19 protein-coding genes and 3 tRNA genes are annotated in these 26,594 nt (G+C 60.4%); 15 read left to right on the top strand and 7 right to left on the bottom strand.

Annotation, left to right across the window (positions count from 1 at the left end; all coding sequences use genetic code 11):
• Window positions 1-17 precede the first annotated feature (17 nt).
• Window positions 18-4,475, bottom strand: coding sequence for a CHAT domain-containing protein (locus IH881_00815; protein MCH7866206.1), 4,458 nt, complete (start codon window positions 4,473-4,475; stop codon window positions 18-20).
• Between the two features lie 28 nt (window positions 4,476-4,503).
• On the bottom strand, window positions 4,504-7,629 hold the full coding sequence (locus IH881_00810) for a hypothetical protein (GenBank protein MCH7866205.1): 3,126 nt from the start codon (window positions 7,627-7,629) through the stop codon (window positions 4,504-4,506).
• Window positions 7,630-8,061: 432 nt separating this feature from the next.
• Between IH881_00810 and IH881_00805 the strand changes: the two genes are divergently transcribed.
• The 3 genes from IH881_00805 to IH881_00795 all read left to right on the top strand — a co-directional run bounded on the left by IH881_00805 (window position 8,062) and on the right by IH881_00795 (window position 10,017).
• Complete coding sequence (locus tag IH881_00805) at window positions 8,062-8,448, top strand: hypothetical protein (protein ID MCH7866204.1); 387 nt, start codon at window positions 8,062-8,064, stop codon at window positions 8,446-8,448.
• A 247-nt stretch (window positions 8,449-8,695) separates the two neighbouring features.
• Window positions 8,696-8,983, top strand: coding sequence for a hypothetical protein (locus IH881_00800; protein MCH7866203.1), 288 nt, complete (start codon window positions 8,696-8,698; stop codon window positions 8,981-8,983).
• A 206-nt stretch (window positions 8,984-9,189) separates the two neighbouring features.
• The gene (locus tag IH881_00795; protein MCH7866202.1) at window positions 9,190-10,017 is read left to right on the top strand and encodes a DUF928 domain-containing protein; all 828 of its coding nucleotides are present in this window, start codon (window positions 9,190-9,192) and stop codon (window positions 10,015-10,017) included.
• 26 nt (window positions 10,018-10,043) lie between these two features.
• On the opposite strand, the gene IH881_00790 is transcribed toward IH881_00795, so the two are convergent.
• A complete protein-coding gene (locus IH881_00790; protein ID MCH7866201.1) occupies window positions 10,044-12,002 on the bottom strand; it encodes an adenylate/guanylate cyclase domain-containing protein in 1,959 nt (652 codons plus the stop codon).
• Window positions 12,002-12,724, bottom strand: a complete 723-nt coding sequence (locus tag IH881_00785; protein MCH7866200.1) for a Crp/Fnr family transcriptional regulator — start codon at window positions 12,722-12,724, stop codon at window positions 12,002-12,004. The genes IH881_00790 and IH881_00785 overlap by 1 nt, the downstream gene beginning before the upstream one ends.
• A 253-nt stretch (window positions 12,725-12,977) precedes the next feature.
• Here IH881_00785 and IH881_00780 point away from each other — a divergent pair.
• The 10 genes from IH881_00780 (at window position 12,978) to IH881_00735 (ending at window position 22,086) form a co-directional block, all read left to right on the top strand.
• A tRNA-Lys gene (locus IH881_00780) sits at window positions 12,978-13,053 on the top strand.
• An 80-nt stretch (window positions 13,054-13,133) separates the two neighbouring features.
• Window positions 13,134-13,216 (top strand) — tRNA-Leu (locus tag IH881_00775).
• A 102-nt stretch (window positions 13,217-13,318) separates the two neighbouring features.
• Window positions 13,319-13,462, top strand: coding sequence for a hypothetical protein (locus IH881_00770; protein ID MCH7866199.1), 144 nt, complete (start codon window positions 13,319-13,321; stop codon window positions 13,460-13,462).
• A gap of 110 nt (window positions 13,463-13,572) precedes the next feature.
• Window positions 13,573-14,952, top strand: coding sequence for a trigger factor (tig, locus tag IH881_00765; protein MCH7866198.1), 1,380 nt, complete (start codon window positions 13,573-13,575; stop codon window positions 14,950-14,952).
• Between the two features lie 410 nt (window positions 14,953-15,362).
• Entirely contained in the window at window positions 15,363-16,079 is a 717-nt protein-coding gene (clpP, locus tag IH881_00760; protein MCH7866197.1) for an ATP-dependent Clp endopeptidase proteolytic subunit ClpP, read from the top strand.
• 100 nt (window positions 16,080-16,179) lie between these two features.
• Window positions 16,180-17,427 carry an ATP-dependent Clp protease ATP-binding subunit ClpX gene (clpX, locus tag IH881_00755; protein MCH7866196.1) on the top strand — a complete coding sequence of 416 codons (1,248 nt, stop codon included), beginning with the start codon at window positions 16,180-16,182 and terminating at the stop codon, window positions 17,425-17,427.
• Window positions 17,428-17,505: 78 nt separating this feature from the next.
• Window positions 17,506-19,992: an endopeptidase La gene (gene lon / locus IH881_00750; protein MCH7866195.1), complete on the top strand. Its 2,487-nt coding sequence runs from the start codon at window positions 17,506-17,508 to the stop codon at window positions 19,990-19,992.
• A 59-nt stretch (window positions 19,993-20,051) separates the two neighbouring features.
• Window positions 20,052-20,128, top strand: a tRNA-Val gene (locus IH881_00745).
• Window positions 20,129-20,289: 161 nt separating this feature from the next.
• Complete coding sequence (locus IH881_00740; GenBank protein ID MCH7866194.1) at window positions 20,290-21,501, top strand: integrase arm-type DNA-binding domain-containing protein; 1,212 nt, start codon at window positions 20,290-20,292, stop codon at window positions 21,499-21,501.
• Between the two features lie 441 nt (window positions 21,502-21,942).
• Window positions 21,943-22,086, top strand: a complete 144-nt coding sequence (locus IH881_00735; GenBank protein ID MCH7866193.1) for a hypothetical protein — start codon at window positions 21,943-21,945, stop codon at window positions 22,084-22,086.
• Window positions 22,087-22,095: 9 nt separating this feature from the next.
• Here IH881_00735 and IH881_00730 read toward each other — a convergent pair whose 3' ends face one another.
• Window positions 22,096-22,734, bottom strand: a complete 639-nt coding sequence (locus IH881_00730; protein ID MCH7866192.1) for a glutathione S-transferase N-terminal domain-containing protein — start codon at window positions 22,732-22,734, stop codon at window positions 22,096-22,098.
• Window positions 22,735-22,819: 85 nt separating this feature from the next.
• Complete coding sequence (locus tag IH881_00725; protein MCH7866191.1) at window positions 22,820-23,854, bottom strand: zinc-binding dehydrogenase; 1,035 nt, start codon at window positions 23,852-23,854, stop codon at window positions 22,820-22,822.
• Between the two features lie 154 nt (window positions 23,855-24,008).
• On the opposite strand from IH881_00725, the gene IH881_00720 reads away from it, so the two are divergent.
• Window positions 24,009-24,923, top strand: coding sequence for a LysR family transcriptional regulator (locus tag IH881_00720; GenBank protein ID MCH7866190.1), 915 nt, complete (start codon window positions 24,009-24,011; stop codon window positions 24,921-24,923).
• Between the two features lie 49 nt (window positions 24,924-24,972).
• On the opposite strand, the gene IH881_00715 is transcribed toward IH881_00720, so the two are convergent.
• Window positions 24,973-25,287 carry an antibiotic biosynthesis monooxygenase gene (locus tag IH881_00715; GenBank protein ID MCH7866189.1) on the bottom strand — a complete coding sequence of 105 codons (315 nt, stop codon included), beginning with the start codon at window positions 25,285-25,287 and terminating at the stop codon, window positions 24,973-24,975.
• Window positions 25,288-25,518: 231 nt separating this feature from the next.
• Here IH881_00715 and IH881_00710 point away from each other — a divergent pair, with 231 nt between their 5' ends.
• The gene (locus IH881_00710) at window positions 25,519-26,286 is read left to right on the top strand and encodes a hypothetical protein (GenBank protein ID MCH7866188.1); all 768 of its coding nucleotides are present in this window, start codon (window positions 25,519-25,521) and stop codon (window positions 26,284-26,286) included.
• Window positions 26,287-26,594: the final 308 nt, after the last annotated feature.

Raw genomic sequence — 26,594 nt, 5'->3', positions numbered from 1 at the left:
GGCCGTATTCATGCGCCTCATTGCCAATTACCAATGAGAAGGAAGGCCGACCAGTAGTAGGGGGCGGAGAAGCGGTGACTGTCCAATAGCTCCAGCTGGGCACGCCGCAACGCCTCAGTCTTGGAGATGCTTCCGGCCCGCAGCTCTCGGTAGAAACTCAGCATCAACTTATACGTGGCATCGTCCTGGATGGCCCACAGGCTCCCCAATGCACTGCGCGCGCCGGAGCGGATCGCAACGCCTGCGAGACCCAGCGCGGCGCGTTCGTCCCCCGCCGCAGTTTCGCATGCCGAGAGCGTCAGCAGCTCGATGGGTTGCCTCCTGTAGTTCGTCGGGGCGACGATCTGGGCAATTTCTTCCATCGTTATGCGCCCGTCATGGGTGAGCACGAAGCTCGTCGCGGCGTCGCCAGTGAAGACCGCGTGGGACGCCAGGTGCACCAGCGCAGGTTCCCCCGACTCCAGCTCATCCGCGAACCGTGCAGAATTGAAGGCCTCGTTCAGTAGTACCTGACCGCCGTAAATCTCGTGGAGGGCCTCGACCTCTCGCGCCGCGCCGGGAAGCGCCCGGAAGCCCTGCACTGGCTCGCTCACTCCGACTGCAAGCAGCTTGGCGTTCGCAGCATCGTGCTCCTTTGGATCGAGCAAGGAGAGTCCCGGGGCCACGCTCACTGCGTAGCGCCGCACCAGGTAATCCTCGCCGTCGTGGAGAGCCGCCATGGGGACCGTGCGCAGGACACCATCCGGGACGAACACCAGCGACTCGACAGCTTGCTCGGACAGGAGGTTGACATAGGGCTGCACGAGCCAGGTGTAGAGCTGATGCGCCTCCGCGGGGAAGCGCGACCAACGCAGCATCAGCTTCTGGCGGTAGGCCTTCACCACCGCAGCGAGTTCGATAGCGTCTACGGGAACAGTGAAGCGTTCGAGTCCCGAGGGCAGGCTCACCAGAAGCTCCAGTCGGTCCGGTAGTAGGATCGGGTACACCACTGCGGCTCGCGTCTCGCGGGATATCAGGTCGAGATCGACTTTCCGGGCCTCAAAATCGGCGACGCACATGTCCCGGAAGTAATCACGGAGTTCTGCCGCCTTGAACGCCTCCATGGTCGCCCGCGCCTCGATCCAGAGACGTTTCCTGTCCGCTGATTCGGTCGTCAGGTCCGACGCGCGCAGCAATGCGTCGGTATAGGTGATATAAGCTGGAGCCATCATCCGCCGGAAGTGAAGTACCGGCGAGCCGTATTGGGCCAGGGTTTCCTGTCGCGACTTCTCGAGGATCCGCACGGCTCGGCCATAGGAGGCCAGTGCCTGATTGGGCCGGCCCAGGGCCCAGAGAAGCTCCCCTTCCTGGTAGTTCCAGCGGTAGACCGACTCGGACGCGGCTTTTTCTCCCACTTGCAAGGCCTCGCGCGTCAAGTAGAGCGCCTCGCGGATTCGATTCTCACGTTGGTAGAGGGAGCCCAGATACCCCAGCGCGTAGCTGAGCGCCCGGTCATCACCGAGTTCCTTGGCTTGCGAAACCGCCCGACTGAGTTCCCGGTGAGCGGAGAGAAGGCCGTCCTCGCGGTGGGAGGTCGAACTGTCGGCGAGTCGCATGTAGGAGCTGCCCAGTTGAATCCAGATCGAAACGGATGCGTGACTGGCGGAAAGTTCCGCCGCCTGAGTGCTGGCACTCTCCATCAGTGACCACGCTCGGCTCGTCTGACTCGCTTCTAGCGCAGTGAGGGCGGCATTTGCGAGTGCTCGAGCCTGCTCCTCAGGCCACCGTGCCTCCCCCGCCAACCGCGCGCTCTTTCCGTACGCGGCCAGCGCTGCTTCGAGTTGCTGCTGGGTAGCGTGGAGGTTTCCCAGGTTGTTGTGAAGCCGGGCGAGGCCCGGATCCGAACTCTGGCGAGCGAAGTCGATTGCTTTGCGCAGGTACTCCTCTGCCTTGTCGACCTGGCCGAGCGCTAGGTAGGCGTTGCCCAGACTTCCGTAAAGCGACGCCAACGAAATGGGCTTCCGTTGGGTTCTCGCGACGGACACGGCTTCGTTCAGGGTCTTCGCGGATTCGGCGTATCGTCCTTTCGCCAGTTGGCTCTGGGCCAGCCCGCGCAGGGCGGCGACCCGCGCCGCCGGCTCCGCCACCGCGGCATAAAGATCCGATGCGCGCAGGTATTCGACTTCCGCCTCCGCAAAGTGGCCGCTCCGAAAGGCGTGCGCACCGGCTGTCAACAGGCGATTCGCAGCCGACACAGTTTCATGTTTCGCAGCGACAGCCGTGAGGAGATCCGCGTCGATTGGTCCGATGTCCTCAAACGCGATTAGCGGGCCGTCCGGCGCGGCCGGCAGCCCGGGGTGACTTGAAACCGTGAAGGTACCCACCGGGCCCGCGCCGGTTCGAGCAGCGCAGGTCGGCTGCAGCTTGGAGGCGGCATCCAAAAACTTCGTCTGCAGCGGACTCAGCTGACTCTCGAGATCGTTGACGGGGGAAGTAATTTCCACCGTTCCCTGAAACTCCGGGCCGCCGGGGGCCGAGGCGGTAACTTGACTGTCGGGCGCGGCGAAGAACGCCCCGGTGGTGAACTCGATGCGGCCACCGGTACCCGGTGACGTCGCTGCGCTTGCGCTGACGACGCTGGCGTCGCGGAGCAACACGAACTCGGGCTCGCTGATTGTGACGCTGCCGCCCTCGCCGCCTCCGACACTGGCTGAAATCCGACTGCCGTCTCGGAGCGTCACCCCGTTACTTGCGGTGATGTTGATGTCGCCCCCATCGGACAGGGGAGCCGATGTCGCGATGGTACCGCTCGAGAGTACGAGGTCACCGACCTCGAGCGTCACGCTTCCAGCCAGCGCATCGCTCAGGCTTCCGCTACTGATCTCGCCCCCGTCGAAGATCTCGACGGTGTCGGCCCGGATGTCGATACTGCCGGCTGGCCCCTGCGCCCCTGGCTGGGAGAGAGCTGTGATACCGGAGAACTCCTCATCCGACGTCCGGCCTGAAATGCGCAGAAGTTCCAGAGGCTGGTCTCGGCCGATGAAAATTTCTCCGCCGTCCCCCGTGCCGCGGGTGCTGCTGTCGATCCTCGCGTTCCCAGTGAGGATGAGTTCCCGGGCATTCACCACGATCTCGCCGGCATCGCCCGCGTCATTGCGGGTCTCCGCCACGACCGCTGCTTCGTCAGCGAGCTCGATACGCGGCGCCTGCAGCAGGATGCTTCCGGCTTCTCGTGTTCCCTCGGCGTTTACGAAGAGCGCGCTGCGGATTCCGCCTGGCCCCCGGCCCACAATCTCGATGCTCTCTTCGGCGCGCAGCTCGATGGCGCCGCCCGGGCCGTCTGACTTGCTCACGCTGGAGATCACGGCGCCGTTCTCCAGTAGGATGTTGCGAGCCGCGATCAGCACGTCACCGGCAGCGCCGGTTCCGCCGAAGAAGAAGAACGGTGTCTGAACACCATTTTGCGTATCAATGCCGACACGATTCTCCGACACCACCCGTCGCAACACGACATCCCCGGTAACGTCGATGTCGACCGTCCCCCCCGCCAGCGAACCGCCGGTAAATGCCCGGATCTCCGAATCCTCGACGAGCAGGCTCCCGCCCCGGACGTTGATGTCCCCGGCCCCGGCCAATACGATCGAGTTCAAGAGCCCAGCCCCAGGCGACACGCCGCCCGAGCTCACCACGAAGTCGTCGACAATCTTGATGTCGCCCAGCTCCGAGAAGCCGTCCACTTCAATGCCCGATTCGGTGATGAGTGCCTCGCCCGGCGAAGCGACACTTACCAGCTCGATTTGCCCCACCTGGGATGACAGGTAGGCGAGGCTCCCTCCCACCCCTCGTCCCTCGAACAGCAGATCCCCGCCGACGAAGGCCACGCCTTCGAAAAGCTGTTCTGGATCCGTAATGTTGATACTGGGCGCTTCGAGCCGGCTCCCGTGCACTTCAATGGGTTCCGGCGCTCCTACGAAGCCATAGGCCGACGGGTCCTCGAAGCTCAGCAGCGAGAGTTCGGGCTGCGTGGCGTGGAAGATCCCGCCCCCCGCGAGACTTCCGAGTCTCAGGTAGTCCGACGTAGTGACTGCGAAGGTGCCCCTGACATCGAGAGTGGCGTCGGGACCGAATATCACACCGTTCGGGTTCATGAAGAAGACATTCGCGCCGAAGATGGTGGAGCGGAGCCTTCCATCCAGGTCGGAGCGCTGGTCTCCGGTCACTCGGATCAGCAGGTTTTCGATCGAATCGGGGCCAGAGAACTCGGCATTCTGACGATCGCCATTGCCATCGAGGCCCAGGCTGAACTCCGAGAAACTGTGGAATAGATTCCTGCCCCCCACGATTTCACCCATCGTGGATGGGATCAGGTAGTCGGGACCGACGGGCTGGACTTCGACACCGGGGCCGAGTGTGCCGTCACGGATCACGTCGGCGGGCGCAAAGGTCGAATAAAGAAGAAGCAGCCCGACGCCGAGCGCAATTTTAACCAATGACATCGGCAAGGTTCGGATCACGGGATCTTGATCAGGAGCGTCGGGAAAATCGGCCGTCGGGCAGGCCGGGAAGGATGAATACAGACCCAATGCCCAACAGTAGAAGCACTAGCAATGACTGGAGGGGTCGCGAGAGCGCGGGCACTTCTGGGCTGCCCGGCTGGGAGTTGAAATCGTTCGGGTCCGTGCCTGCCTGCACCTCCTCCCAATCCCCGTAGCCGTCCCCGTCAGTGTCGAACAGCAGCGGATCCGTGCCCGTATCGCTGGGGGATACGTAGATTCCCGTTCCAGTCTCCGCGGTGTCGGGCAGCCCGTCGTTGTCGTCGTCGTCGTCGCAGAGATCAAGAAGTTCGTCGGCATCATTGTTGGGCGTAACCGGAAAGCTTCCTTCCGGGAGCTGGAAGACGACGTAACCCACCTCGGAGTCGACGCCGTCGAGGCCTGTCCACTGGTACGTGCAGCAATCCCAGCCCGTGGCGCCTGCTTCCAGGATGTATTCGTAGGTGGCGATGTCTCCGTTGCCGGTCATCGGTGGGCCCTGTTCGTCCGGCCCGGTGCAGATACCCTTTCCGTGGAGCGAGGCATCGTCCAGCCAGCGGAAGTCCCCGCCCTCTTCGGGAATGAAATTGGCCGCCGCCCTGTCGGGATCCTCCAAAAGTCCGCCGCACTCCTCCCCGGTGCAAACGACAATGGGAGGGTCCGCGCCTGCCTCCGGTATCCGAGTCTCGCCCCCGATCGTCACTGCAACAATCCCCACGGCTCCGGGCAGTCCACTGATCTGGTAGCCACAGACCTCACCGTCCCGTTCCCCTGCCGATTGGAAATAGTGGTAGACCTTGGAGTAACGCGTGCCGTCCTCCTCGCGCTCTACGTCGAGATTGGAGATGAAAGTTGCGCCTCCCGTGTTTCCCAAGCAGTCGCTGAATTCGATCCGTACCAGCGGCTCGAGACTGGCGGGGGTGATGGTGAAGGTAACCGCCGGTCGATCCGGCAAATCGGTGAGCTCCACGGGCACGAGCGTCGTCTGGGCCAGGTCGATGTTGTTGATGACAGGCGAATCGATTGCCCGTACGCGACTGAGTACGTTGCATGCTTCGACCGTGCCGGCAACGTGGCCGAGGAAGGAACGATGAAGCACGACCTGATCGACCAGAAGAGCAGAGTCGACTGACGCATCTCTTACGTCGGCGACACCTAGCGACACGAAGTGGCTGCCGATGGGTAAGAACTCTTCGAAATAACCTGCGCCTTGTTCGGCGAACGTTGTGAAGTAGGACGGGTCGAATGACGAGTTGTTCGTGTCGGAAAACAGCGACGCCGTGCCGGTACTCACGAAGGAAAAATCGTTGAACGAGCTCGGCGTCCCCTCATTGGTCAGAAATTGACCGCGGACAAACAGAATTGCGGCCATCTGGGTCTCGAATTCGACCCGCATGGCCGAGCCTTCGACCACGGTGTCCGTGGCGATGGATGACAGCGGTCCACCCGCCAAGCTATCCAGGGTTGCGGCGTCCACCGGAGCCGGACCGCCAAGCGAGGCCGTAGACAAATATGCCAGGTGAGCACCGATTTGGCTCTGTACGCCAAAATCCTCGGTAACAGCCTCTACGGCACCGACGCTGGTCCAACTCGCCACGCCGGGTCCGAAGCCGGAGTTGGGAATTCCGTGAACCGTGCACGCCGAGAAGGCCAACGCGTCGAGGTTATTCACCGTGTTGCCAATCGGGGTCGCCGCGGCGGTGTTGGAGCCGATCGAAATCAGCATTCGGTTCGCGCCCGCGAGCTCGACGGAAGCTACTAGCGCTCCGTTCTTCCAGGAGCTCATGGCGTTGATACTTCCGGTCTGACCCGATCCCGAAATGGTGGCGACGCTGGTCGCGACTCCGGCGACGGTAAGAGTATGCAGGAGACCGTTCGCACCATAACCCGAGAAGAAGAGGGTTTCGTCCGGCTGTGTCGCCAGCCCCACCCCGGCGGGGTTGATCAAACCCGAATCGCTGAGCTGGGTGGCCGCGCCCGTCTCCATGTCGATACGGAAGAGCCTGTTCTTGGGTGCGGATGCCGATGCAGTGAACTCGGTCCAGCCCCTCAGCTCAAAGACTGAGCCGGTGTAGGCCACGGTGAGGTCGGCCATCGTGTGGTCCGCAAGTCCGAAGTCTCCCACCAGGGTCCCCGCCCCGGTGATCGGGTTGATACGAATGAGATGCCCCGGTGACACAGGATCGTCAAGGGAAGTAGAACCAAAGAGTACACCGGAGGGATGCAGTGCCAGCCCGGTGACGGAATAGCCAATGGGACCAATCACCTGCTCCACCAAACCCGTTAAGGCGTTCAAGAGCATCAGGTTGCTGAGGTTGCCGCCGGAGCCATCTGCGGCGAACAGATACGGATTCTGTCCCGGAAAAACGTCGTAGCCCTGCCACTGGTCGGCGTTGACCAGCCAAACCATTCCCCTCGCGTAGCTCAGGGTCCACTTGTCACCGAATAGAGTTCCCGCATCGACGAGGGCCGTCTGGTCGAGACGGTTGCCACTGCTGTTCCAGGCCGAGAGCACGCCGTCACTCGAGGTCAGCCAGAGATCGCCAACTGCGGCCAGGCTGACGTTGTTCGGTACATCGTTCTCCCCGGCGACGCTGCCGTAACCGGACAGTGAGACCGTTCCCAATGAGTTTCCGTTCAGATCCCAGCGACTGATCGTGCCACCGCCCGACCCTCCAGTGCTGGGGCCGTGAGCGATGTACTCGGTTCCCGCACCGTTGAGGACGACAGTAGACTGTGGGTCGAGTGAGTTGGCTGCGAGAGTCGCATGCGCACTGAAGACACCGGGCGACGTCTGCTTTTCAATGGCAGGGGAGTTGTAACTTCGAGAGAACGCTTCACCTGCCTGGTTCCTGAAGATGGAGCGAAAGTCTCGCCCGGGAGAGAATTTGGAAATCAGCGCCCCGTTGGTGTCGTACTGCGCTAGACGTTCACCAGAGGAAAATCCACCGGTGACCGTCCAGTAGTTCGTTCCATCGTACGCGAGTCCCATCTTCGTAGTTCCGAGGGCGTCGGTGAAGGACAAGGTGTAGGTCGTAGTTGGCGAGACGAAGACCTGGGCTGAACCGGGGCTTGCGGTGAGGAGGAGAAATCCGGCGATTAGCAGAAACCGTATCATGACAGCGTGCATCAGTCTGAGGGGCAAGCTCGATCTCGGTCCGCCCCTGTAGTTTGGGGTGATTGGCTCAGGAGTCTCGCTAATACTGTCTTCAAGGCACTGCAGCAGTATACACGCAGTGTGCGTCGGAAAAAAATTTCGGATAGGGACAGAGAGTCGGCTCTCTCTGCGAGACGGTCTTCGGTTCCTGCCTGGAGATCGGCCGATAAAGCGCTCGAATTTGCCGCATAACTTGGACAAGAGGCCGCTTAGACATTAAAGAATTCAAGCGGCCTTTTCGCGCTCGCCGATAAATTCCCGTTGGACAAATCGCTCGAAATTGCCGATAAATTGTACCAGTGCTGTGACACCGTCTCTCATTCGAACGTTGTGCATCGTCATTAAGCCAAATCCAGCCTAGGCAGCCCTTCGAAGTTCGCGCGAGTAGCGATGATGCAGCCCTCCGACCCGCGAAATCGCGATGACCTCACCCATTTCTCGGGGTTCGATCGGTCGATTTTCTGGAGCATCCTTTTCCAGTCCGAGCTGCGTTCGGTCTTCGTGGTAGTAGGCCCCATGCGACCGAATCACTCGGCGGAGCTGACGCCAGAAGAGCCGGAACCCCTTGCGATGCCTGGCCAGAACGGTGGCCGGCTTCACCATAACCAGACGTTCCTTCCAACCATCCCAGCAGCGAGAGAGCAGCACTCAGAAGACACGATCGACGTGCCGAAGCCTGGGGCGAGGTCCTCGGTGAATGAAGCACGAAAGTTGGTGGCGCAGCGCAATATTCTCGGCGACGAGATCTGCACGATCCTTGAATACGGCGGCAACAATTGAGAGAACCAGTGGGAGCTTGAACGACATCTGGCGGATCATAGCCTCAGCCCCAATCACTGAAATAAAGTCAGCAATTTCACAGCCGTATCGAATAATGACGAAGCACATCCAAAATTTTCTGAGAAATTTACGCGCCCAGTGAAGCGCTTCACAGCAGAGATCGTTGGGGGGAACGATGATGCTTCTCGTGGTTGGCGACAGGGGTTGCCAACGAAACGAGAGAACGAACGAAAAATTGGAGAACACGATGAGTTACTTCCACGAACTCGACAGCTACTACGACAATCTAATCCCGGCCTCCCCCCGACCCCACATCGATAGGCGCTTCGCGGCCGAGCTCGCTGGCATCATGGCGTTGGGTGTTGCCGTGGCATTCGGTACGCCCGTCGCCGTGGAGGCGTATAGGGGCCACCAGGCCGCGCAGGTCGAGGCCGCCGCAGCGAGGGCCGCGAGGGCGCCGGCGGAACTCCCGCGCGAGTGGAGGTGGGAGCCCAAGACCGTGAAGTTTGAACACATGTATATGAGCAAGCGCTGACGCATCGGGTTTCGCGCCCTGCAGAGGTGTAAAACTCCTATCGCGCCGGTGAGTAGTGTAAAATGTTCCGGAATCAGGGGAGGCTCTGGCGAAACAGATGTACCCGCTGTGAAGTAATTCACTGCCGGCGGAGCGCGTGGTTCCGATATTGGGATTCGTACGGGGAGGAATTCAACGCGCGAATTTGCGACAGGAGTACCAAGCAAATGACGAGAATCGGATGGGTTCTGCAGGTCGGACTGGTCGCCACGGTGCTTGCGACAATTTCCCTCTCCTTGAGTGTGGCCGATGCGGCCGCCCAGCAGCAAAAGCCAAGCATCATTGTGCTGGCATCGACCAGCCAGGCGCAGCTTCAGCGCGCAGTTGAAGGGGTTGCGATAAGCGGTGAGGTCGAATCCAGTCCACAGGCGACCGCGATCCCTCCAGTGAATGCGGCTCCTCCGTTCTTTGTGCCGCGTATCCGCCGCGGTGCGCCAGCCTTTCGCATTGGCGGAGCCACACGAGGTTTCAATACAGAGGTCACCATCCAGACCCTGGTGCCCGAGATTGACGAGGCGGCGTTGACGCTGGCGGCGCAGCCCAACCTCTACTGGCATCTATCTGCGGATACTCCCCACTCCGTGAACTTCACCTTGCTCGATCCGGATCTGATCGAGCCGATGGTCGATGTCATGCTTCCGGGCCCGTTCCGGGCGGGATTTCATCTGCTGTCATTGGCCGACCACCAGGCGAAGTTGGAGTCGGGCAGACACTACGAATGGTTTGTCGCCGTGGTGCCGAATCCAGAGAAACGCTCGGCGGACGTGGTTGCGCGCGGTGCGATCTCGCGTGTTGATGATGCTGCGCTGGCATCTCGAGTCGCCCAGGTGGAGCCTGCCGCTGTGGCCGGGCTGTTTGCCGGGTCGGGTATCTGGTACGAGGCTCTCGACGCATTGAGCCAGGGGGGCCGGCAGAGCCCGGATGATCCCAGCGCACACGCGCGCCGCGCCGCGATGCTCGAGCAGGTGGGACTCGTGCTCTTTCGGGACTACTGAAACGGTCGCTCGCGTCTCGCGCGGGTTCAGTCTCCGCTTGGGCCCACGACCCGATAGATCTTGGTAGGCATCTGTTTCCCTTTGAGCGAGTGCGCTCCCAGATCGAGAAATTCGAACGCATCTCGGGTTCGAAGCCAGGTCTCCTCGCTCACCAGCACACGTGACACTACCCCTGGTGCCTCACTGATAAACTGCGTCTTGTCGAAGCTCTCGAGTCGGGCTGCGGTATTCACGGTGTCGCCGACGGATGTGTATTTGAGACTGCTGGCGGCGCCCACGCACCCCACCACGGCAGGCCCGGTGCAAATGCCCACGCGACAGCGGCCAACGCGAAGACCGCGTGCTTCCCAACTCGCATTCAGCTCGCGCATTTTCACGCCCATGGCCACCGCGCAACGAACCGCCGCGGTGGCGTCACCTGCGATCGCTTCATCGGTCTGGCTGGGCACCGGAAAGCCAAAGTTGGCCATCACTCCATCCCCTGCATAGTCATCGACCACGCCACCGTGCGCTTCGACGAGCTCGGCCATTGCCGTCATGTATTCGTTGATCCAGCTCATCAGCTCTTCGGGCTCCATCTGCTCCGAAGCCGCGGTGTAACCCTCGAGATCCGACATCAGCGCCGTCAACACCACGGTGCGAGCTACCGGTCGGTCTCCCTCGCCAATGAATTCCGAGCGTCGCCGCCAGATTTCGTCGGCCACGACTGCTCCCTGGAAGCGTGAGAAGAGTCCAGCAATCTGACGACGCTCAGCGCGTTCGAGCACCGACAAGATCGCCACTGCCGCCGCCGCCGAGATCAGCACCGCCAACAGCGGTGGCACGACCGGGATCCACCAACCCAACTCGAATAGGGCGCGGCCGGCATAGACAACCGTCGCGGTGATGGCGAGGAGCCCAGTGATCTGCAGCCATAGCGAGCGACCAAAGAGCCCGAGTCCAGCACCCACCAGGGCGAGAATGAAGATCGACGCGTAGGTAAGGACCCAGCCGGGTTCCGCAAGTGGTCGACTGGCACCATGGCCAAAGCGGATGAGTTGATCGACCGCCTGAGCGTGGACCTCGACCCCAAAGGTTGTCCCACCATTCACACCGACATTGAGCGGGGTAAGGAACGAGTCCTTCACCGAGTGCGCGGCAGTACCCAGCATGACAACTCGGTCCCGGAACAATTCGGGATCGAAGTCTCGCTGCAAGACGGGTGAAAGTTTTATCGATGGCAGCGGTCTCGAACCCCAGCGATAGTCGAGCAGGAACTGATAGCCGGCATCGTCTGCCCGCACGTAAGGTCCGAAATCTCCTTGCAACGGAGGCAGTGAAACCGGACCCAGCATCATGGCGTCGGGATCGTTTGGGTCGGCTTCGGGAAAGATTCCGTCGAGGGCGAGGTAGCGGAGGGCCAGCTGCAACGAGATGGAGAGCCGTGGAGAGTCGCCGTCCCACAGGTAGAGGAGCCCCCGGCGTACGACCCCGTCCGGATCGACCGGCAGGTCTGAGAAACCCACTTGCGCCGTACTCTGGAGAAAACGCGGCGGTGGGGTTCCTTGCGAGTTCGGATCGGGAAACTTCATGATCATTACCACCCGCGGATCGCTGATGATCGTTTCACCAAGCATGCGGTAGGCCGGGGAATCGCTGGCCTGATCGCCTGTGGTAATCGGAGGAACTGGAAGATCCCGGTAGAGATCGATCGCCAGGGCACGGGGCCCGGCGGCCAGGATGGTTTCAATCAGTGTGCGCAGGATTTCGTCGCGCAAGGGGTGACCGTGACGACGGATGTCGGCTTCGTCGATCAAGACGAGTGTGATGGGTGGTTCGGGGCTGGAAGCTAGAGAGGCGAGACCGCGATCACGATCGTAGAGCGCAAGTTCTGGTGCCTCGAGCAGGCCGAGCAATCGCGCGGACCCGAGTGCGAAGAAAACCGCCAGAGCGATCGCGCAGGCCAGCGCTGGGCGCGACTTCGCGATACCCCACCGATAGCCCATCAGATCACCACGCAGGCTGCCATTTTTTCAATCTCGTCGAGCTTGTGAATCACGACCTTGCCTGCCTCGAGGGAGATCAGGCCCTCACTGCTCCAGGCGCGGAACTGTTTATTGACGCTTTCGCGTGTCGTTCCAACCAGATCCCCCCATTCTTCCTGGGAGAGCTTGACGTCAATCACGAGAGCGTGGCCCGAGCTTCCCGAGCCGCTCTTGCCGTGAAGGTTTGCGAAGTTGATGAGTTTCTTGGCCAGCCGGGCTGGGAGATTCAAGAACTGTGTGTCTTCCACAAATTCGCTGACTCGAGCGAGTCTGCATGCCAGCACCGTTAGCAGTTCGAAGGCAACGTCGGGCCGTGTGCGCAGAAGCGCCCGAAAATCGCGGCGATCGATTACGATGAGTTCGCTGTCCTTGATGGCCGTAATCGTGGCGGTGCGCGGGCGATTGGCCAGCAGGCCCAATTCGCCGATCACTTCCCCCGGATCGAGAAGGCAGAAAATCAGGTCGTCCCCGTCGCTCGAGGTGGTGACGACCTTGAGCTGCCCGCTCGCGACGACGTAGACGTGCGTCCCCTCATCACCCTGGTGGAACAGTTCTTCCCGGGCCTTGATGCTGCGGCTGATCGCGACCGAGGCGATGGCTGCGAGATCCTCCTCCGCCAGCGACTCGAACAGCGGAACTTTCCCCAGGATTTGCACTTTCTGTGAGAGTGCGAGACTGGTCATGCCGAAATCATACCGAGAAACCCCGGCGCTCCAATGCCCCACAAAGGGGCCCTGTTGACTGAGCGCGGGGTTCATCCTCCGTAAGGGATGGAGGGGATCGACTCTTGATCGAGACGCCGGGTGGCGGCGGGTTCGGCGATCCCGAAAGCTCGTAGTCTAAATTTGCGACAAGTGTGCTCGCGAGATTGTCTCCCCGTTTGAGAAAACCTTGAGGACTCTTGCCGGAGTTCCTCCAGCATTCTAAGGTCCGGCAGGGCGCGTAGCTCAATTGGCAGAGCAAGTGGCTCTTAACCACTAGGTTCGGGGTTCGATTCCCCGCGCGCTCACCAGCCCGTTTTTTTGCAAGACCCCTCTGCTTGGTCTTGCTGCTCTGCCGTTGTGTTGGGTCGCTAAGCTACTCTGCACGTGTGCCGGGATGGCGGAATTGGTAGACGCAGTGGCTTTAGGAGCCACCGCCCTTTGGGCGTGCAGGTTCGAGTCCTGTTCCCGGTACCCAACCCGTTCCCTCCCAGGTCGTTGCGTCGCACGCAGCGCGTCCAGATTGCCTGTGAGAGTGAATTTGCGAGTTCCCAACGCGAGCGATTCCGGCTTCGTGTGGCTATCCTGCCCGCCGACCGCGAGCGAGGCCGAAGCTTCATCGCCGAGACCGGGCGCAAGTTTGCGCGTCCCGAGATCGAGCTGGATGCCGCACTGATTCCGACCGTCTGGCGCAGGTACAAGCTTCGCCTCCCGAACTAGTCGAGCCGTAATCACCGCGCCGTCAGCAACGCAACGAATGATATTGCCGCAGTACAGTCAGCCCAAGAAAACAAGCACACGAGAAGTGATTTGAGATAGAGAGGATCGCAATGAGTCCGAGCGCAAAGAAGGGGGCCGCTGCGGCCAAAGAAGCGACTACAGAAGCGGCCGAAATCCGGGTCGAGACCCAGCAGGGTAGTGGGGTCGTGCGCAGCGTTGGCGTCACTATTCCACAATCTCAGGTGCGTCGCGCATTTGATCGGACCTACCACCAACTCGCGCGCACGGCCTCGGTCCGCGGCTTCCGCAAGGGCAAGGTGCCGCGCTCGGTGCTCGAGAAGCTCTACGGAGCCTCGATCCCCGAAGAAATCGAGCGATCCCTGGTGCATGACACGATCCAGGACGCGATCGAAAAAACGGGTCTGACTCCGCTGGTGCAGCCGGAAGTCGAAGCGACCCCGCCGCAGCCGGATGCCGATTTTGAGTACACCCTGCGAATCGAAGTGAAGCCCGAGATCGAGTTGCCCGATCTCGAAGGGCTCCCCGCCAAGGCGCCCAAGATTTCTGTCGATGCCAAGGAAGTAGACGAAGAACTCGAACGCTTGCGACAGCGCAACGCGCCGTTGATCGAAGAAGCCGAGGATGTCCAGGTCGCCAAGGGCCACACCGTCTCGATTGACTACGAAGGTCGCGTGGACGGCGAACTCTTTGACGGGGGCAAGGCGGAAAACGTCGATCTCGAAATTGGATCGGGGCGCATGATTCCGGGCTTCGAAGACGGCCTGATCGGCGTCCGAGCCGGTGAAGACGTTACACTCAAAGTGACCTTCCCCGAGGAGTACGGAGCAGCGAATCTGGCGGGCAAAGACGCCGAGTTCAGCTGCAACGTGCACACGATCAGGCGTCAACAGGTTCCCGAACTAGACGACGAGTTTGCAAAGGATCTCGGCGAGTTCGACACCCTCGACGAACTGCGCGCAAAGATCACCGGCGACTTCACCAAGCGTCAGGAACAGGCGGCCGAGTCGGCCGTGCAGCGCAGTGTGATGGATTCACTGCTAGAACGAACCGATTTCGAGGTCCCGCCGGGTGTCGTCGAGCGCCAGTTGAACAGCCAGATCCAGTCGATGCAGCAGCAGTTCCAGGGGCAGCTCCCACCGGACATGCTCCAGCAGCAGCTGTCTCGCATGCGCGAAGACAGTCGAAGCAGTGCGGAGCGGCGGGTACGCGAGTCCCTGGTGCTCGAAGCCATTGCAGTTGCGAAAGAATTCCAGGTGACGCCCGAGGAAACCGATGCGCGGTTTGACGAGATGGCCGAAGCGCAGGGCATGGATGTCAAAAAATTGAAGCAGATGGCGGAGACCCAGGGTTGGGGCGAAGCGATCGAGGCAGAATTGTTGGACCAGAAGGCGCTTGCTTTCCTTGTCTCCAAGGCTACGGTCGAAGAGTTGGTTGAAGAGGAAGTTGCGCAGGAAGCGGAAGCTGAATAGAAAGCCGAACAGGAGTAAGGCACGGCATCGGAGTCGTAAATTGCTTCGAGCTTTACTTCAGGGAAGTGCAATGAAGTGTCCGGAACCCCAACGAGAGATGGGTGCAGGTTCTGGGCAAGGCGAAGGCAGGTGAAGCGCACAGTCAACACGAGTAGGCAAGAGTCGCAAACGGGAAGAACTGTTCAGGCCCGCAATCGACTCGCGAAAGGTACGGCAAGTCTCCAACCAACTTCCCGTTTTTCCCCGCAATCCCCCCCCGAGAAAGCACCACTTAAGCGACGCAACAGGAAACGCCGCATTACTCAGATGATGAGCATCAGTCCGGTCATCCCGTCTATACTCAGGTGGCGACGGATGAACCGGACTGGCCGGCATATTCCGACGGCAACGCGCGTGTGAGAGAAGAAAATATGACCCTTATCCCCATGGTGATCGAGCAGAGCCAACGCGGGGAGCGTTCGTTCGATATTTACTCTCGCCTGTTGAGAGACCGCATCATCTTTCTCGGTTCTGAAATTGGTGACGACATCGCAAATGTCGTGGTTGCCCAGCTGTTGTTCCTGGAGGCTGACGACCCCGAGAAGGACATCCATCTATATATCAATTCGCCGGGGGGCTCGGTGACTGCTGGGCTCGCGGTCTACGACACCATGCAGTTCGTCCGGCCGGATGTAAACACGACCTGTATCGGCCAGGCGGCCTCGATGGCGGCGTGGTTGCTGGCGGCGGGTACCCCGGGCAAGCGCACAGCGCTCAGCAACGCGCGAGTGATGATTCACCAACCGATGGGCGGAGCCCGGGGTCAGGCAACGGACATTGACATCCAGGCCACAGAAATCTTGAAGCTTCGCTCCCGCCTGAACGAGATCCTGGCACAGCATACGGGGAAGACCGTCGACCAGGTGGCCACGGACACCGAGCGCGACTTCTACCTGTCCGCGGAAGAGTCGGCCAGTTACGGGATCGTCGACAAAGTAGTGAGTCAGCGCCCCGTCGGGGCGGACAGCTCAGCGACCGGTGACTCCCGCACGAACGGCAGCGGCAGCAAAAAAGGTTCAATTGGCGCGTCCCGCGGAGCGACAAAGAGTACCGGCAAGGCAATCAAGAAGGGCGGCGACGACACCTGAGGTCATCGAACGACGCAATGGAAGACCGACGACCCGATGGCGAGGGAGCTACAAGGCACTTAGTCGATAGACGGGTACCCACACAGGTAAGGAAGTGGTCATGAAGAAGCGGGACGACAAAGGAAACCTCTCCTGTTCTTTCTGTGGCAAGAGTCAGAAGGAAGTCAAAAAACTGATTGCCGGCCCCACGGTGTATATCTGTGACGAGTGCATCGAGTTGTGCAACGACATCATCGCTGAGGAGTACGGGCAAGAAGAAGCACCGGCCCAGGCCTCGCATCTTCCCAAGCCGCACGAAATCAAAGCTTCGCTGGACGAGTACGTCGTAGGCCAGGAAACGGCCAAAAAGGTTCTCGCGGTCGCCGTCTACAATCACTATCGGCGCATCGAGTCGGAAGCCGGAGTCGGCGAGGTCGAACTGCAGAAGGCGAACGTGCTTCTGCTCGGTCCCACGGGGAGCGGCAAGACTCTGCTGGCCCAGACCCTGGCCAAGATTCTCGATGTTCCCTTTACCATCGCGGACGCAACGACCCTCACCGAAGCAGGTTACGTCGGCGAGGACGTAGAGAACATCATTCTCAGTCTGTTGCAGGCGGCAAACTACGACGTCGAACTCGCCCAACGCGGCATCATCTATATCGACGAGATCGACAAGATTGCACGCAAAAGTGAGAATCCGTCGATTACCCGAGACGTGTCGGGTGAGGGCGTGCAGCAGGCGTTGCTCAAGATCATCGAAGGCACTACGGCAAGTGTTCCTCCCAAGGGGGGGCGAAAACACCCTCAGCAAGAATTTTTGCAAATCGATACCTCAAACATTCTCTTTATCTGTGGCGGCGCGTTCGTGGGCCTCGAAACCATCATCGAGCGGCGAATTGGAGTGAAGGGTTTGGGATTCGGGGCCGATATACAACTAAAGAAGGAACGTGACCCCGGGGAGGTGTTGCTAGCAGTTCAACCTGAGGATCTGCTTCGTTTCGGGTTGATTCCCGAGTTCGTGGGCCGCCTGCCCGTTACGGCGACCCTCGGATCCTTGGACGAGGAAGCACTGATCCAGATTTTGACCGAGCCCAAGAACGCGTTGGTCAAGCAGTATCAGAGGTTGTTCGAGTTCTCGGATGTTCAGCTTCGCTTTACCGACGACGCGCTGGTCTCCGTGGCGAAGGAAGCGCTGAAGCGAATGTCGGGAGCGCGGGGTCTGCGGGCAATATTGGAAAGCGCCATGTTGGACATCATGTACGATATGCCGTCACGCGAAGATGTGGCCGAATGTATCATCAATGAGGATGTAATTGAGCACGGAAAGAATCCGTTGCTTGTGCTCAAGCAGGAGGCTGAGTCCGCCTGATCAACATGTACCATCAATATGAAATCGGATATTGCACGCAAACGGAAGCAGGCAGTTTAAGGGGCAGGGAGAGTAATCATGGTGTTCTTTCGCGATGAAGACGGGCCGGACGACGAGCTCGAGTCGGATGAAGGCACCAGTGTTGTAGACACGAGTTCGATCCCGCTACTGCCATTGCGAGACATCGTCGTATTTCCGCACATGGTGGTCCCACTCTTCGTGGGCCGCGAGAAGTCCATCCAGGCACTAGAAGACGCAGTCGAGGGCGGACGCCAGTTGATGCTCGCCGCCCAACGTCAGGCGGGCCTGGAAGATCCGACCGAAGACGAAATCTACAGCGTCGGAACCCTCGGTAAGATCATCCAATTGCTGCGGCTCCCCGATGGCACCGTCAAGGTGTTGGTCGAAGGCAAGGCGCGTGCCCGCATCGACAGCTACGTGAGCAGCGACCCCTACCTCAGGGTTTCGATTACCGTGCTCGACGAAACGACCGCGGATGAGTCCGAGTCCGAGGCCCTGGTGCGCAGTGTGCACAGCACGTTCGAGGACTACGTAAAGCTGAACAAGAAGGTTCCCCGCGAACTGCTCGGCACAGTGGCCGCAATTACGGCACCGAGCAAGCTCGCCGACACCGTCGTGGCGCACCTGAATCTCAACCTGGAAGACCGGCAGAAGCTGCTCGAGATCACCAGCCCCAGTGAGCGCCTTGGAGACGTCTACTCGCGCATGCAGGCCGAGATCGAGGTACTCGAGGTCGAGAAGAAGATTCGCTCTCGGGTCAAGAAGCAGATGGAGCGCTCCCAAAAGGAGTACTACCTCAACGAGCAGATGCGGGCGATCCAGAAGGAACTCGGCGATCGCGACGAGTTCAAGAACGAAATGCAAGAGCTGGAAGAGCAGCTCCAAGCCAAAGACCTGCCCGAGGAGGCCAGGGAACGCGCCGACAAGGAACTGAAGAAGCTCAAGATGATGTCGCCCATGAGTGCCGAGGCGACCGTGGTGCGCAACTACATCGATTGGATGCTGGACCTTCCGTGGAACAAATATAAAGACGAGAACGAAGATCTCGCCGAGTCGGAACGAATTCTGAACGCCGACCATTACGGTCTCGACAAGCCAAAGGATCGCATTCTCGAATACCTGGCGGTGCAGACCCTGGTCAAAGTCATGAAGGGCCCCATCTTGTGTCTGGTCGGCCCCCCCGGTGTCGGCAAGACCTCGCTTGGCAAGTCGATCGCACGGGCGACCGGGCGCGACTTCGTCCGGGTAAGCCTCGGAGGCGTTCGGGACGAAGCCGAGATTCGCGGTCACCGACGCACCTACATCGGCGCGTTGCCGGGCAAGATTCTGCAGAGCCTGAAGAAGGCGGGTTCCAGCAACCCGGTCTTCCTGCTCGACGAAATTGACAAGATGGCGATGGATTTCCGAGGCGACCCCTCGTCGGCGCTGCTCGAGGTGCTCGACCCCGAGCAAAACCACACCTTCAACGACCACTACATGGACCTCGACTACGACCTGTCGAAGGTGATGTTCGTTTGCACGGCAAACGTGCTCAGCGAGATTCCGCGGCCGCTTCAGGACCGGATGGAGATCATCCATATCTCCGGCTACATCGAAACCGAAAAGCTCGAAATTGCGAAGAAGCACCTGGTAGATAAGGTGCTCGAAAGCAATGGTCTCGACGATAAACTGATCGAGTTTACCGACGCCGCGATTCTAGAAGTCATCCGCTACTACACCCGCGAGTCGGGAGTGCGAAACCTGGAGCGCGAACTCGCATCGGTAACGCGCAAGGTGGCTCGCGAGGTGGTGACCGCCGGTGGCGACGCCAAGCGCACGAAGGTCACGCCAAAGCTCATCAAGAAGTATCTGGGCGTTCACCGCTATCGCTTCGGCAAGACCGAGACCGAGGACATGGTGGGTGTGACCACAGGTCTGGCCTATACGGATACCGGTGGCGAGTTGCTGCAGACCGAAGTCTCGGTGACAGCGGGCAAAGGCAAGCTTCAGTTGACCGGGCGACTCGGCGACGTGATGCAAGAAAGCGCCAACGCCGCAATGTCCTACATCCGCAGCCGGGCCAAGCAGTTGGGTCTGGTGCGCGACTTCTACTCGAAGGTCGATCTCCACATTCACGTGCCCGAAGGCGGAACCCCCAAAGACGGACCGTCGGCGGGTATTACCCTGGCCACCACCATCGCCTCGGCGCTGACCAAGGTTCCGGTGCGTTCCAACGTGGCGATGACAGGTGAAATCACTCTGCGCGGTCGGGTGCTCCCGATCGGCGGACTCAAGGAGAAGATGATCGCGGCCCATCGCGGTGGGGTAGACACGGTGATCATTCCCAAGGACAACGAAAAAGATCTCAAGGATCTGCCGGCCGAGATCAAAAGGGCCATCACCTTCATCCCAGTGGAGCACATGGACGAAGTCCTCGCCCACGCCCTCGCGGTGGCCGACCCGGCGAGTTTCTTGAAGGACGGCATTCACGACATCGACGATATTTACGAGGTCCCCAGGACCCCGAAAGGAACCGAGGTCGCCCATCCAGCTGGGGTAAACTGACCCGGCGCAGCCTCACGGCTGAATAGATCGATCGATTCCAACAGAGCAATTTGCTCTTTGGGCGTGTAGCTCAGTTGGCTAGAGCATCTCGTTTACACCGAGAGGGTCCGCGGTTCGAGTCCGTGTACGCCCACCATATTGACATCCTAGGAGATCCTGGGATGTCTTTTTCGTTTCTGAAATCAATTAGTTATTAGTATTTTCGGTCTATCAAGGTCCCGTGATGTTTGTTGACATCTGGGGGCACTTGGGGGCATAATTGGGGGCATCTGAGTCATCTCAAATGGAAATGCCCCCATGTCGCTGACCAACACAGCAATTCGAGCTGCAAAACCTTCAGAAAAGGCCAAGAGGATGTTCGATGGCCGGGGGCTGTATTTGGAGGTGTCCCCTAGCGGAGGAAAGTTGTGGCGGTTTAAATACCGCTTCGGGGGCGTGGAAAAGCGCCTGGCGCTTGGCGTGTATCCCGAAGTTTCTCTGAGGCTAGCCCGCGACCAGCACGTCGAGGCCCGCCAGCTGCTGGCCAACGGAATCGACCCTGGTGAGAACCGCCGGGCGCAAAAGGCAAACCGTGTAGCTCGCGCCTCGAACAGCTTCGAGGTGATCGCGCGAGAGTGGTTCGACTCTCACACTAACAATTGGTCAGCCAGTCACAGGATCCGGGTCATCCGCCGGTTGGAACAAAATGTTTTTCCGTGGATCGGTGGCACTCCTATTGCCGACGTTACCGCCCAGCAATTATTGGACGCCATCCGGAGGATCGAGAAGCGTGGAGCCTTGGAAACAGCCCACCGCATTCTGAATAGCTGTTCGCAAGTGTTTCGCTATGCCGTGGGAACCGGGCGCGCCAAGCGCGATCCCTCAGTCGATCTACGTGGAGCACTGCCGCCAGTCAAAGGGAAACACTTCGCATCTGTTACCGATCCGAAGCGGTTCGGTGAAGTTTTGCGAATGTTGGATGGCTGCAAAGGCACGCTGGTCGTGTGCTGTGCGCTCCGTTTCGCTCCCTTGGTATTTGTACGTCCGGGCGAACTGCGCCAGGCGGAATGGGCGGACGTTGACCTGGATGCGGCAGAATGGCGTTACACCGTCACGAAAACGGACACCCAGCACATCGTTCCGCTTTCCCGCCAAGCGGTCCAAATTCTTCGCGAGCTCTATCCTCTCACCGGGAGCGGGCGATATGTGTTTCGTGGTGCTCGTAGTGCGGCGCGTCCTATGAGCGAGAACACCGTCAACGCCGCTATGCGACTCCTTGATATCGACAAGAGGGAATTAAGCGGCCATGGTTTTCGCGCGGCGGCGAGAACGATCCTCGATGAGGTGCTGGGTTTCCGGGTTGACTTCATCGAACATCAGCTTGCTCACGCAGTACGGGATCCCAACGGGCGCGCGTACAACCGAACGGCTCACCTACCTGAACGCCAGAAGATGATGCAAGATTGGGCTGACTATCTCGACAGGCTGAAAGCTGACGCGGACGACGGACCCTCAAGTCATAGTTCCTGACCAACACCCGCAGATTGGCCGTGACTCGGCATCCCCGGCGTCGAGAATCAATCTGGTGCATACCTCTCTCTTTTCTGGCTACCAGAAAATGACTGATTTTTTGCGTCCGCATCGTCCGCACCATCCACGACTTGTGGAATCATTGACGTTTTGCGAGGACGGTAGGGCGATCGTACCGTCCGCCTGACCGTGTTTGCGTCCGCCCCGTACCGTTGGAATCCTCGCGGTGTTCACGGCTTGGCGGCGGGTTCGTAGGATCCAAGTATCCGTTTGCAGCCGGCGACGCCCTCCGCGCCGCCACATCGCCAACCGAGCCCTATCTCGAAGCGCCCTCACTCGCGCCTCTAGCGGGTCCTCCTGGGCCCTCCCGCCAGGCGGGTGACGCGGAGTCGCGAAGTACGGCTAGAAAATCGATTTTTTGGAGGGGGGTCCGCTTCACGCATGGCAGCGTCCGAGAAATTTCCAGATCAACTACCGACGGCGGTCCTCGCCGACATGGCCGACGACTACAATCCGCGGAAGATCACGGATCAGAAGTTCGCGGGGCTTCGAAAATCACTCCGGAAGTATGGCCACGTTCAGTAATCCCGACCATTAGTGACCTACACCTGGGATGAGCTGATCGTTCTCGGGAACACGCCAGCCCCGTTGTACGGCGGGTCGATTGGCGATCGATTCATACCAACGTCGAACGTTTGGGTAGTCATCAAGTCCGATCCGTTGCCACGGGAACCTGGCGATCCAGGGCCATATGGCGATGTCGGCGATCGAGTACTCGTCGGCGACATATTCATGCTCGGCCAGCCGCTGGTCGAGCACGCCGTAGAGCCTGCGGGCTTCGTCGGCGTAGCGTTCCTTTGCGTACTCCGAAGCGTCGGGCTGGTAGTGGCTAAAGTGGAGGTGCTGGCCCAGCATCGGACCCACTCCACCCATCTGCCACATCAACCACTCGATGGCCCGCCAGCGCCGGTCTTCGTCCTTGGGCATGAGCCGGCCAGCCTTCTCAGCCAAATAGAGCAGGATGGCCCCCGACTCCATCAGGGTTCGATCGCGAGCATCGCGATCGACGATCGCGGGGATCTTCCCGTTCGGACTGATGACTATGAATTCGGGAGTCTTCTGTTGGCCACCGGTGATGTCGATGGGAATGACCCGGTAGGGGAGCTCGATTTCCTCGAGCGCGATGGACACCTTGCGCCCGTTGGATGTGTGCCACGTGTAGAGATCGATCATGACGTTGCCTCCTGCAAAGGCGCCCGGTTGATGGCGTCGACTGGACCGAACGCGCCGACCGCGAGGCCGACGCATCCGGAGCACTTCAATCGGCCCAGGGCAGCAACGCGAGATTGCCCGCCACCTTGTTGCTGGCGATCAGCCGGTGGGCTTCGGCGGCCTCGCTGAGCGGAAACGCCCGGTCGAGGACCGGCCGGATCTTTCCGGTGCGGACCCACTCGAGGCCGAGCACCAGATCCTCCTTGTCGCTCGCCATGGATCCCTTGAGTTGCTTCTGCGCGAAGAAGAGATCGCGCACATCGAACGAGACCTCCGTGCCGGAAGCGAAGCCATAGACGACCACCACGCCCTGCGGCTTCACGGCCGCGATGCTCTGCTTCAGTATGTCGCCACCGAGGTTGTCGATTACGACGTCGGCGCCACGGCCATTGGTCCACTTCTCGATGCTCTGCAGTAGGTCCTCATTGCGAACGTCGATCACCAAATCGGCCCCAAGTTTCCCGGCGAGGTCGGCTTTGTGCGTACTGCGCACCGTCGTTGCAACCTGGGCACCGAGCGCCTTCGCCACCTGGATCTGCATACTCCCCGAGCCCGACGCGCCCGCTTGCACAAGCACTCGGTCGCCGGCCTTTACCTCGCCGACGCCCTTCACCGCCCGGATGCTTGTTCCAAGCACCATGGGTAGGGTCGCGACCTCCTCTGGTGCGAGACCGGTGTCGTCGGGGATGACGAAGTGGACGGGTACGTGCATGTACTGGGCGTAGGTGCCCCAGCTGCCGAGGCCGGGGAGGGTGAAGCTTGGCGCCAGGGCAGCGGGGCGCACGTCGTACTCAGACTCGTCCGTCGGGAAGCCGGGTACCGGAATCACGCGATCGCCGATTCGGACCTCGCTCACGCGGTCACCCAACGCGACCACCTCACCGACGGCATCGGCCCCGAGAATGTGTGGAAAGGGCAGCTCGGGGGCGATCGAACCCTCCCGGATGTTGTGGTCCAGGCGGTTGATGCCGGCGGCGAGCACCTTGATCAGAACGTGGCGCGGCTGGACCTGGGGAGTCTCAACCTCCTCGATTTGCAGAACTTCGGGTCCACCAAATGTACGAATGATTGCGGCCTTCATGGGATTCTCTCCTTGTCTCTTGGCTGTCTGAGGTCCGGGATCCGTCCCGAACAGGTGGCAGTCTGCACGCGATTGTCCTTTGTGATAAGTGGTCAAATCGGGTAAAGATCTATGCGAAATTCGCAAAGGACAGGATCGGCAGAGGTTTCGACACATGGACACCATCGCGGCTATCCGAGTCTTCGTACGGGTTGTCGAGGCAGGGAGCTTTTCCGGCGCGGCACGCCATCTCGGCTTGGCACCCTCGTCCGTATCCCGCCAGATCTCTGAACTGGAAGACCAGCTCAGTGCCACCCTGTTCCACCGCACCACCCGCAAGCTGAGTCTCACGGAGGCTGGGCACACCTACTTCGAGCGGGCGGAGCGAGTTCTCCACGAAGTCGATGAAGCCGAACTCGCTGTCGCGCAGCTGGATGGAAGTCCGACGGGGGTCCTGCGCATCACCATGCCTTCGGGCGTCGGCCGCTTCCTGCTCGCCGAAACGATTCCGGCATTCTGCGCCCGCTACCCAGCAGTGAAGTTCGTTCTCTCGATGACAGACCGTCTCATCGATCTTGTCGACACGGGCTTCGACCTCGCGATCCGCGTCGGCCAACAGCGCGACTCGAGCTTGATCGCACGAAAGATTGCGGAGAGCGCCAGGATAGTGTGTGGCAGTCCCGCCTACCTCGAGCGAGCCGGCGAGCCGACGCTACCCAGCGAGCTCGCGGATCACGACTGCCTCACGTGGAGGGAGCACCCCGGTAGCAACCTCTGGCGCTTCGAGGGGAAGGATGGACGGTCAGAGGTCAGGGCGTCGGGCAGCCTTTTTGCCGCCAACGCGGACGCCCTCGTTGCGGCGGCGGTGGGCGGCCTTGGCCTGGTCTTGCTTCCGGACTGGAACGTCGGGATCGAACTCCGTGAAGGGCAACTCCGACCCGTGTTGTCGAGCTACCGGGCGGTTCCAGCGACCAGCACAATCTATGCCGTCTACCCACGCGATCGCCATCGTCCGCCCAAGGTCCGAGCCTTCATCGACTTCCTGGTAGAGCACTTCTCCAGCCAAGGCCGGGCTTCACGGATGCAATGACGGCACTTGGTGACGGTGCCATCGATATAGAAGCACCACGGCAGCGCAATCAGTGATCTGAGAGATTCCAGTCGTACTCGCGCTCGACTCTGGCAATATGGATTCGGTACCAACGGAAGAACTCTTCCCGACCCCGTTTTTGGATGCGCATATGCTCTGGATCCACGCGCCAAGCGGCCATCGACTCTGCATCGCGCCAATAGGAGAGTGTCACCTGGTGGTTTGGATCGGAGACGCTCTGACACGGCTCCTCGCCAAGAAAGCCGTCAAAGCTCCGAACCCGCGCCTGCATCGCCTTGAGTGCCGCCAGGAACTCCGGCTCGGCGCCTTCACGAAGAGCGAATTCGACTGTAACTACCAGCATCGTGCACTCCAGTTCCGCCCGCAGGTTGGCGCGGGGAGGTTCGTTCTGACTACCGGCTGGCTCAATACTAGTCTCCGAGGTGTCCACTGCTTTGGGGGAAGTCCATAGGCTTAACTCAACCGTCCGTGGAAAAGGGGTAGAACCCCCGTCCGTTGAGGCTGGCACCGCCGCCCTGGATTGCAACGTTGCCGGATTGAGTTGGCAATTCCCAGGCAACTGGGGCGCTTGACTTTGGTGATCGCGACGGTGCTTAATCTCTCCAAAATAGTGAGGAAATCACCGATGCGGAACTGGACGACTGGAATACTCCTTTGTTCCCTTCTGAGCGCCGGCTGTAGTAGTGAAAGCGGTAGCAGCGCAGTTGACCCCTTGACTGACTCAGAGCTGCTGCCAGTCGCGCAATGCACCGCGCTGCACGTGAGGGCGTTCTCCCGTTTTATCGATGGGATGCAGGATCTCTTCGACCACTTCAACGGCGCCCCATTGGCGGCGGGCATTACCGAGATCGACCCGGACAAGGAGTACCAGTTTGCGTTGGACCTCGAGCCCGACGGCACGCCGGACTTTACCGTCGACCTCGTGGTCACAGGCGGAGACAGCATCAGCGATGGAATGCAGGTAAACGAGATTATCATGATCAGCATCACCTTCCAGGGTGCCATCGTCGGCGCGAATGCGGTCACCTTCTCCCGCGGCCCCTCACATCTCTTCATCTCCGGGCCTTTCAGCCTGGAGAACAGCAGCGGAACCTGTTCTTTCTCGACGGCCAACGTGACGACATCATGGGAGGTCGGAGATACGGACACCATCGTGCCAAGTCTCGTCTTCACCAGTACCGAAAGCAGCAGCGGAACCACGAGCTCGTTCAGCGGCCAGCTCTTCTTCGATTTCGAGGACGAAGTCCTCCTCGCATTCGGTGAGCTCACTGTGGGCGGCGGGGCCCCCGTGAATAAGGGATTCTCAATCGACCCGGATACTTTCGAGGTTGGCGAAGACTAGGTTGAACAACTAGCTCTGGCCCGTGGGTCTTGCTCTGCCCGCATCGAGGATCTCCGGCAGCTGCGAACCGCGTTCTGCCGCGGACGGCCTGCTCGTGGTGTGGTGTACGTCGTCAAAGCAATTCGGAATCGAGACGGCTCTCCGGAAGTCAAAGCCAGAAGTGCATCGGGGCCACCCGCTACCATGTACCGGGCCGTGTCGGGCCGTTGCCCTATGGCGTGGCCCACAATCGGACGCATCGGTGATCGAAACCGGCCGAGTGGCTCGTGCGAACGTGGCTGGGCCCTGGCCATTGACGGCCGCGAAGC

This window comes from Myxococcales bacterium (assembly GCA_022563535.1).
Classification (GTDB): Bacteria; Myxococcota_A; UBA9160; order UBA9160; family UBA4427; genus DUBZ01.
Note: the sequence above shows the minus strand (reverse complement) of the source record. Positions and strands in the feature narration are given on the sequence as shown.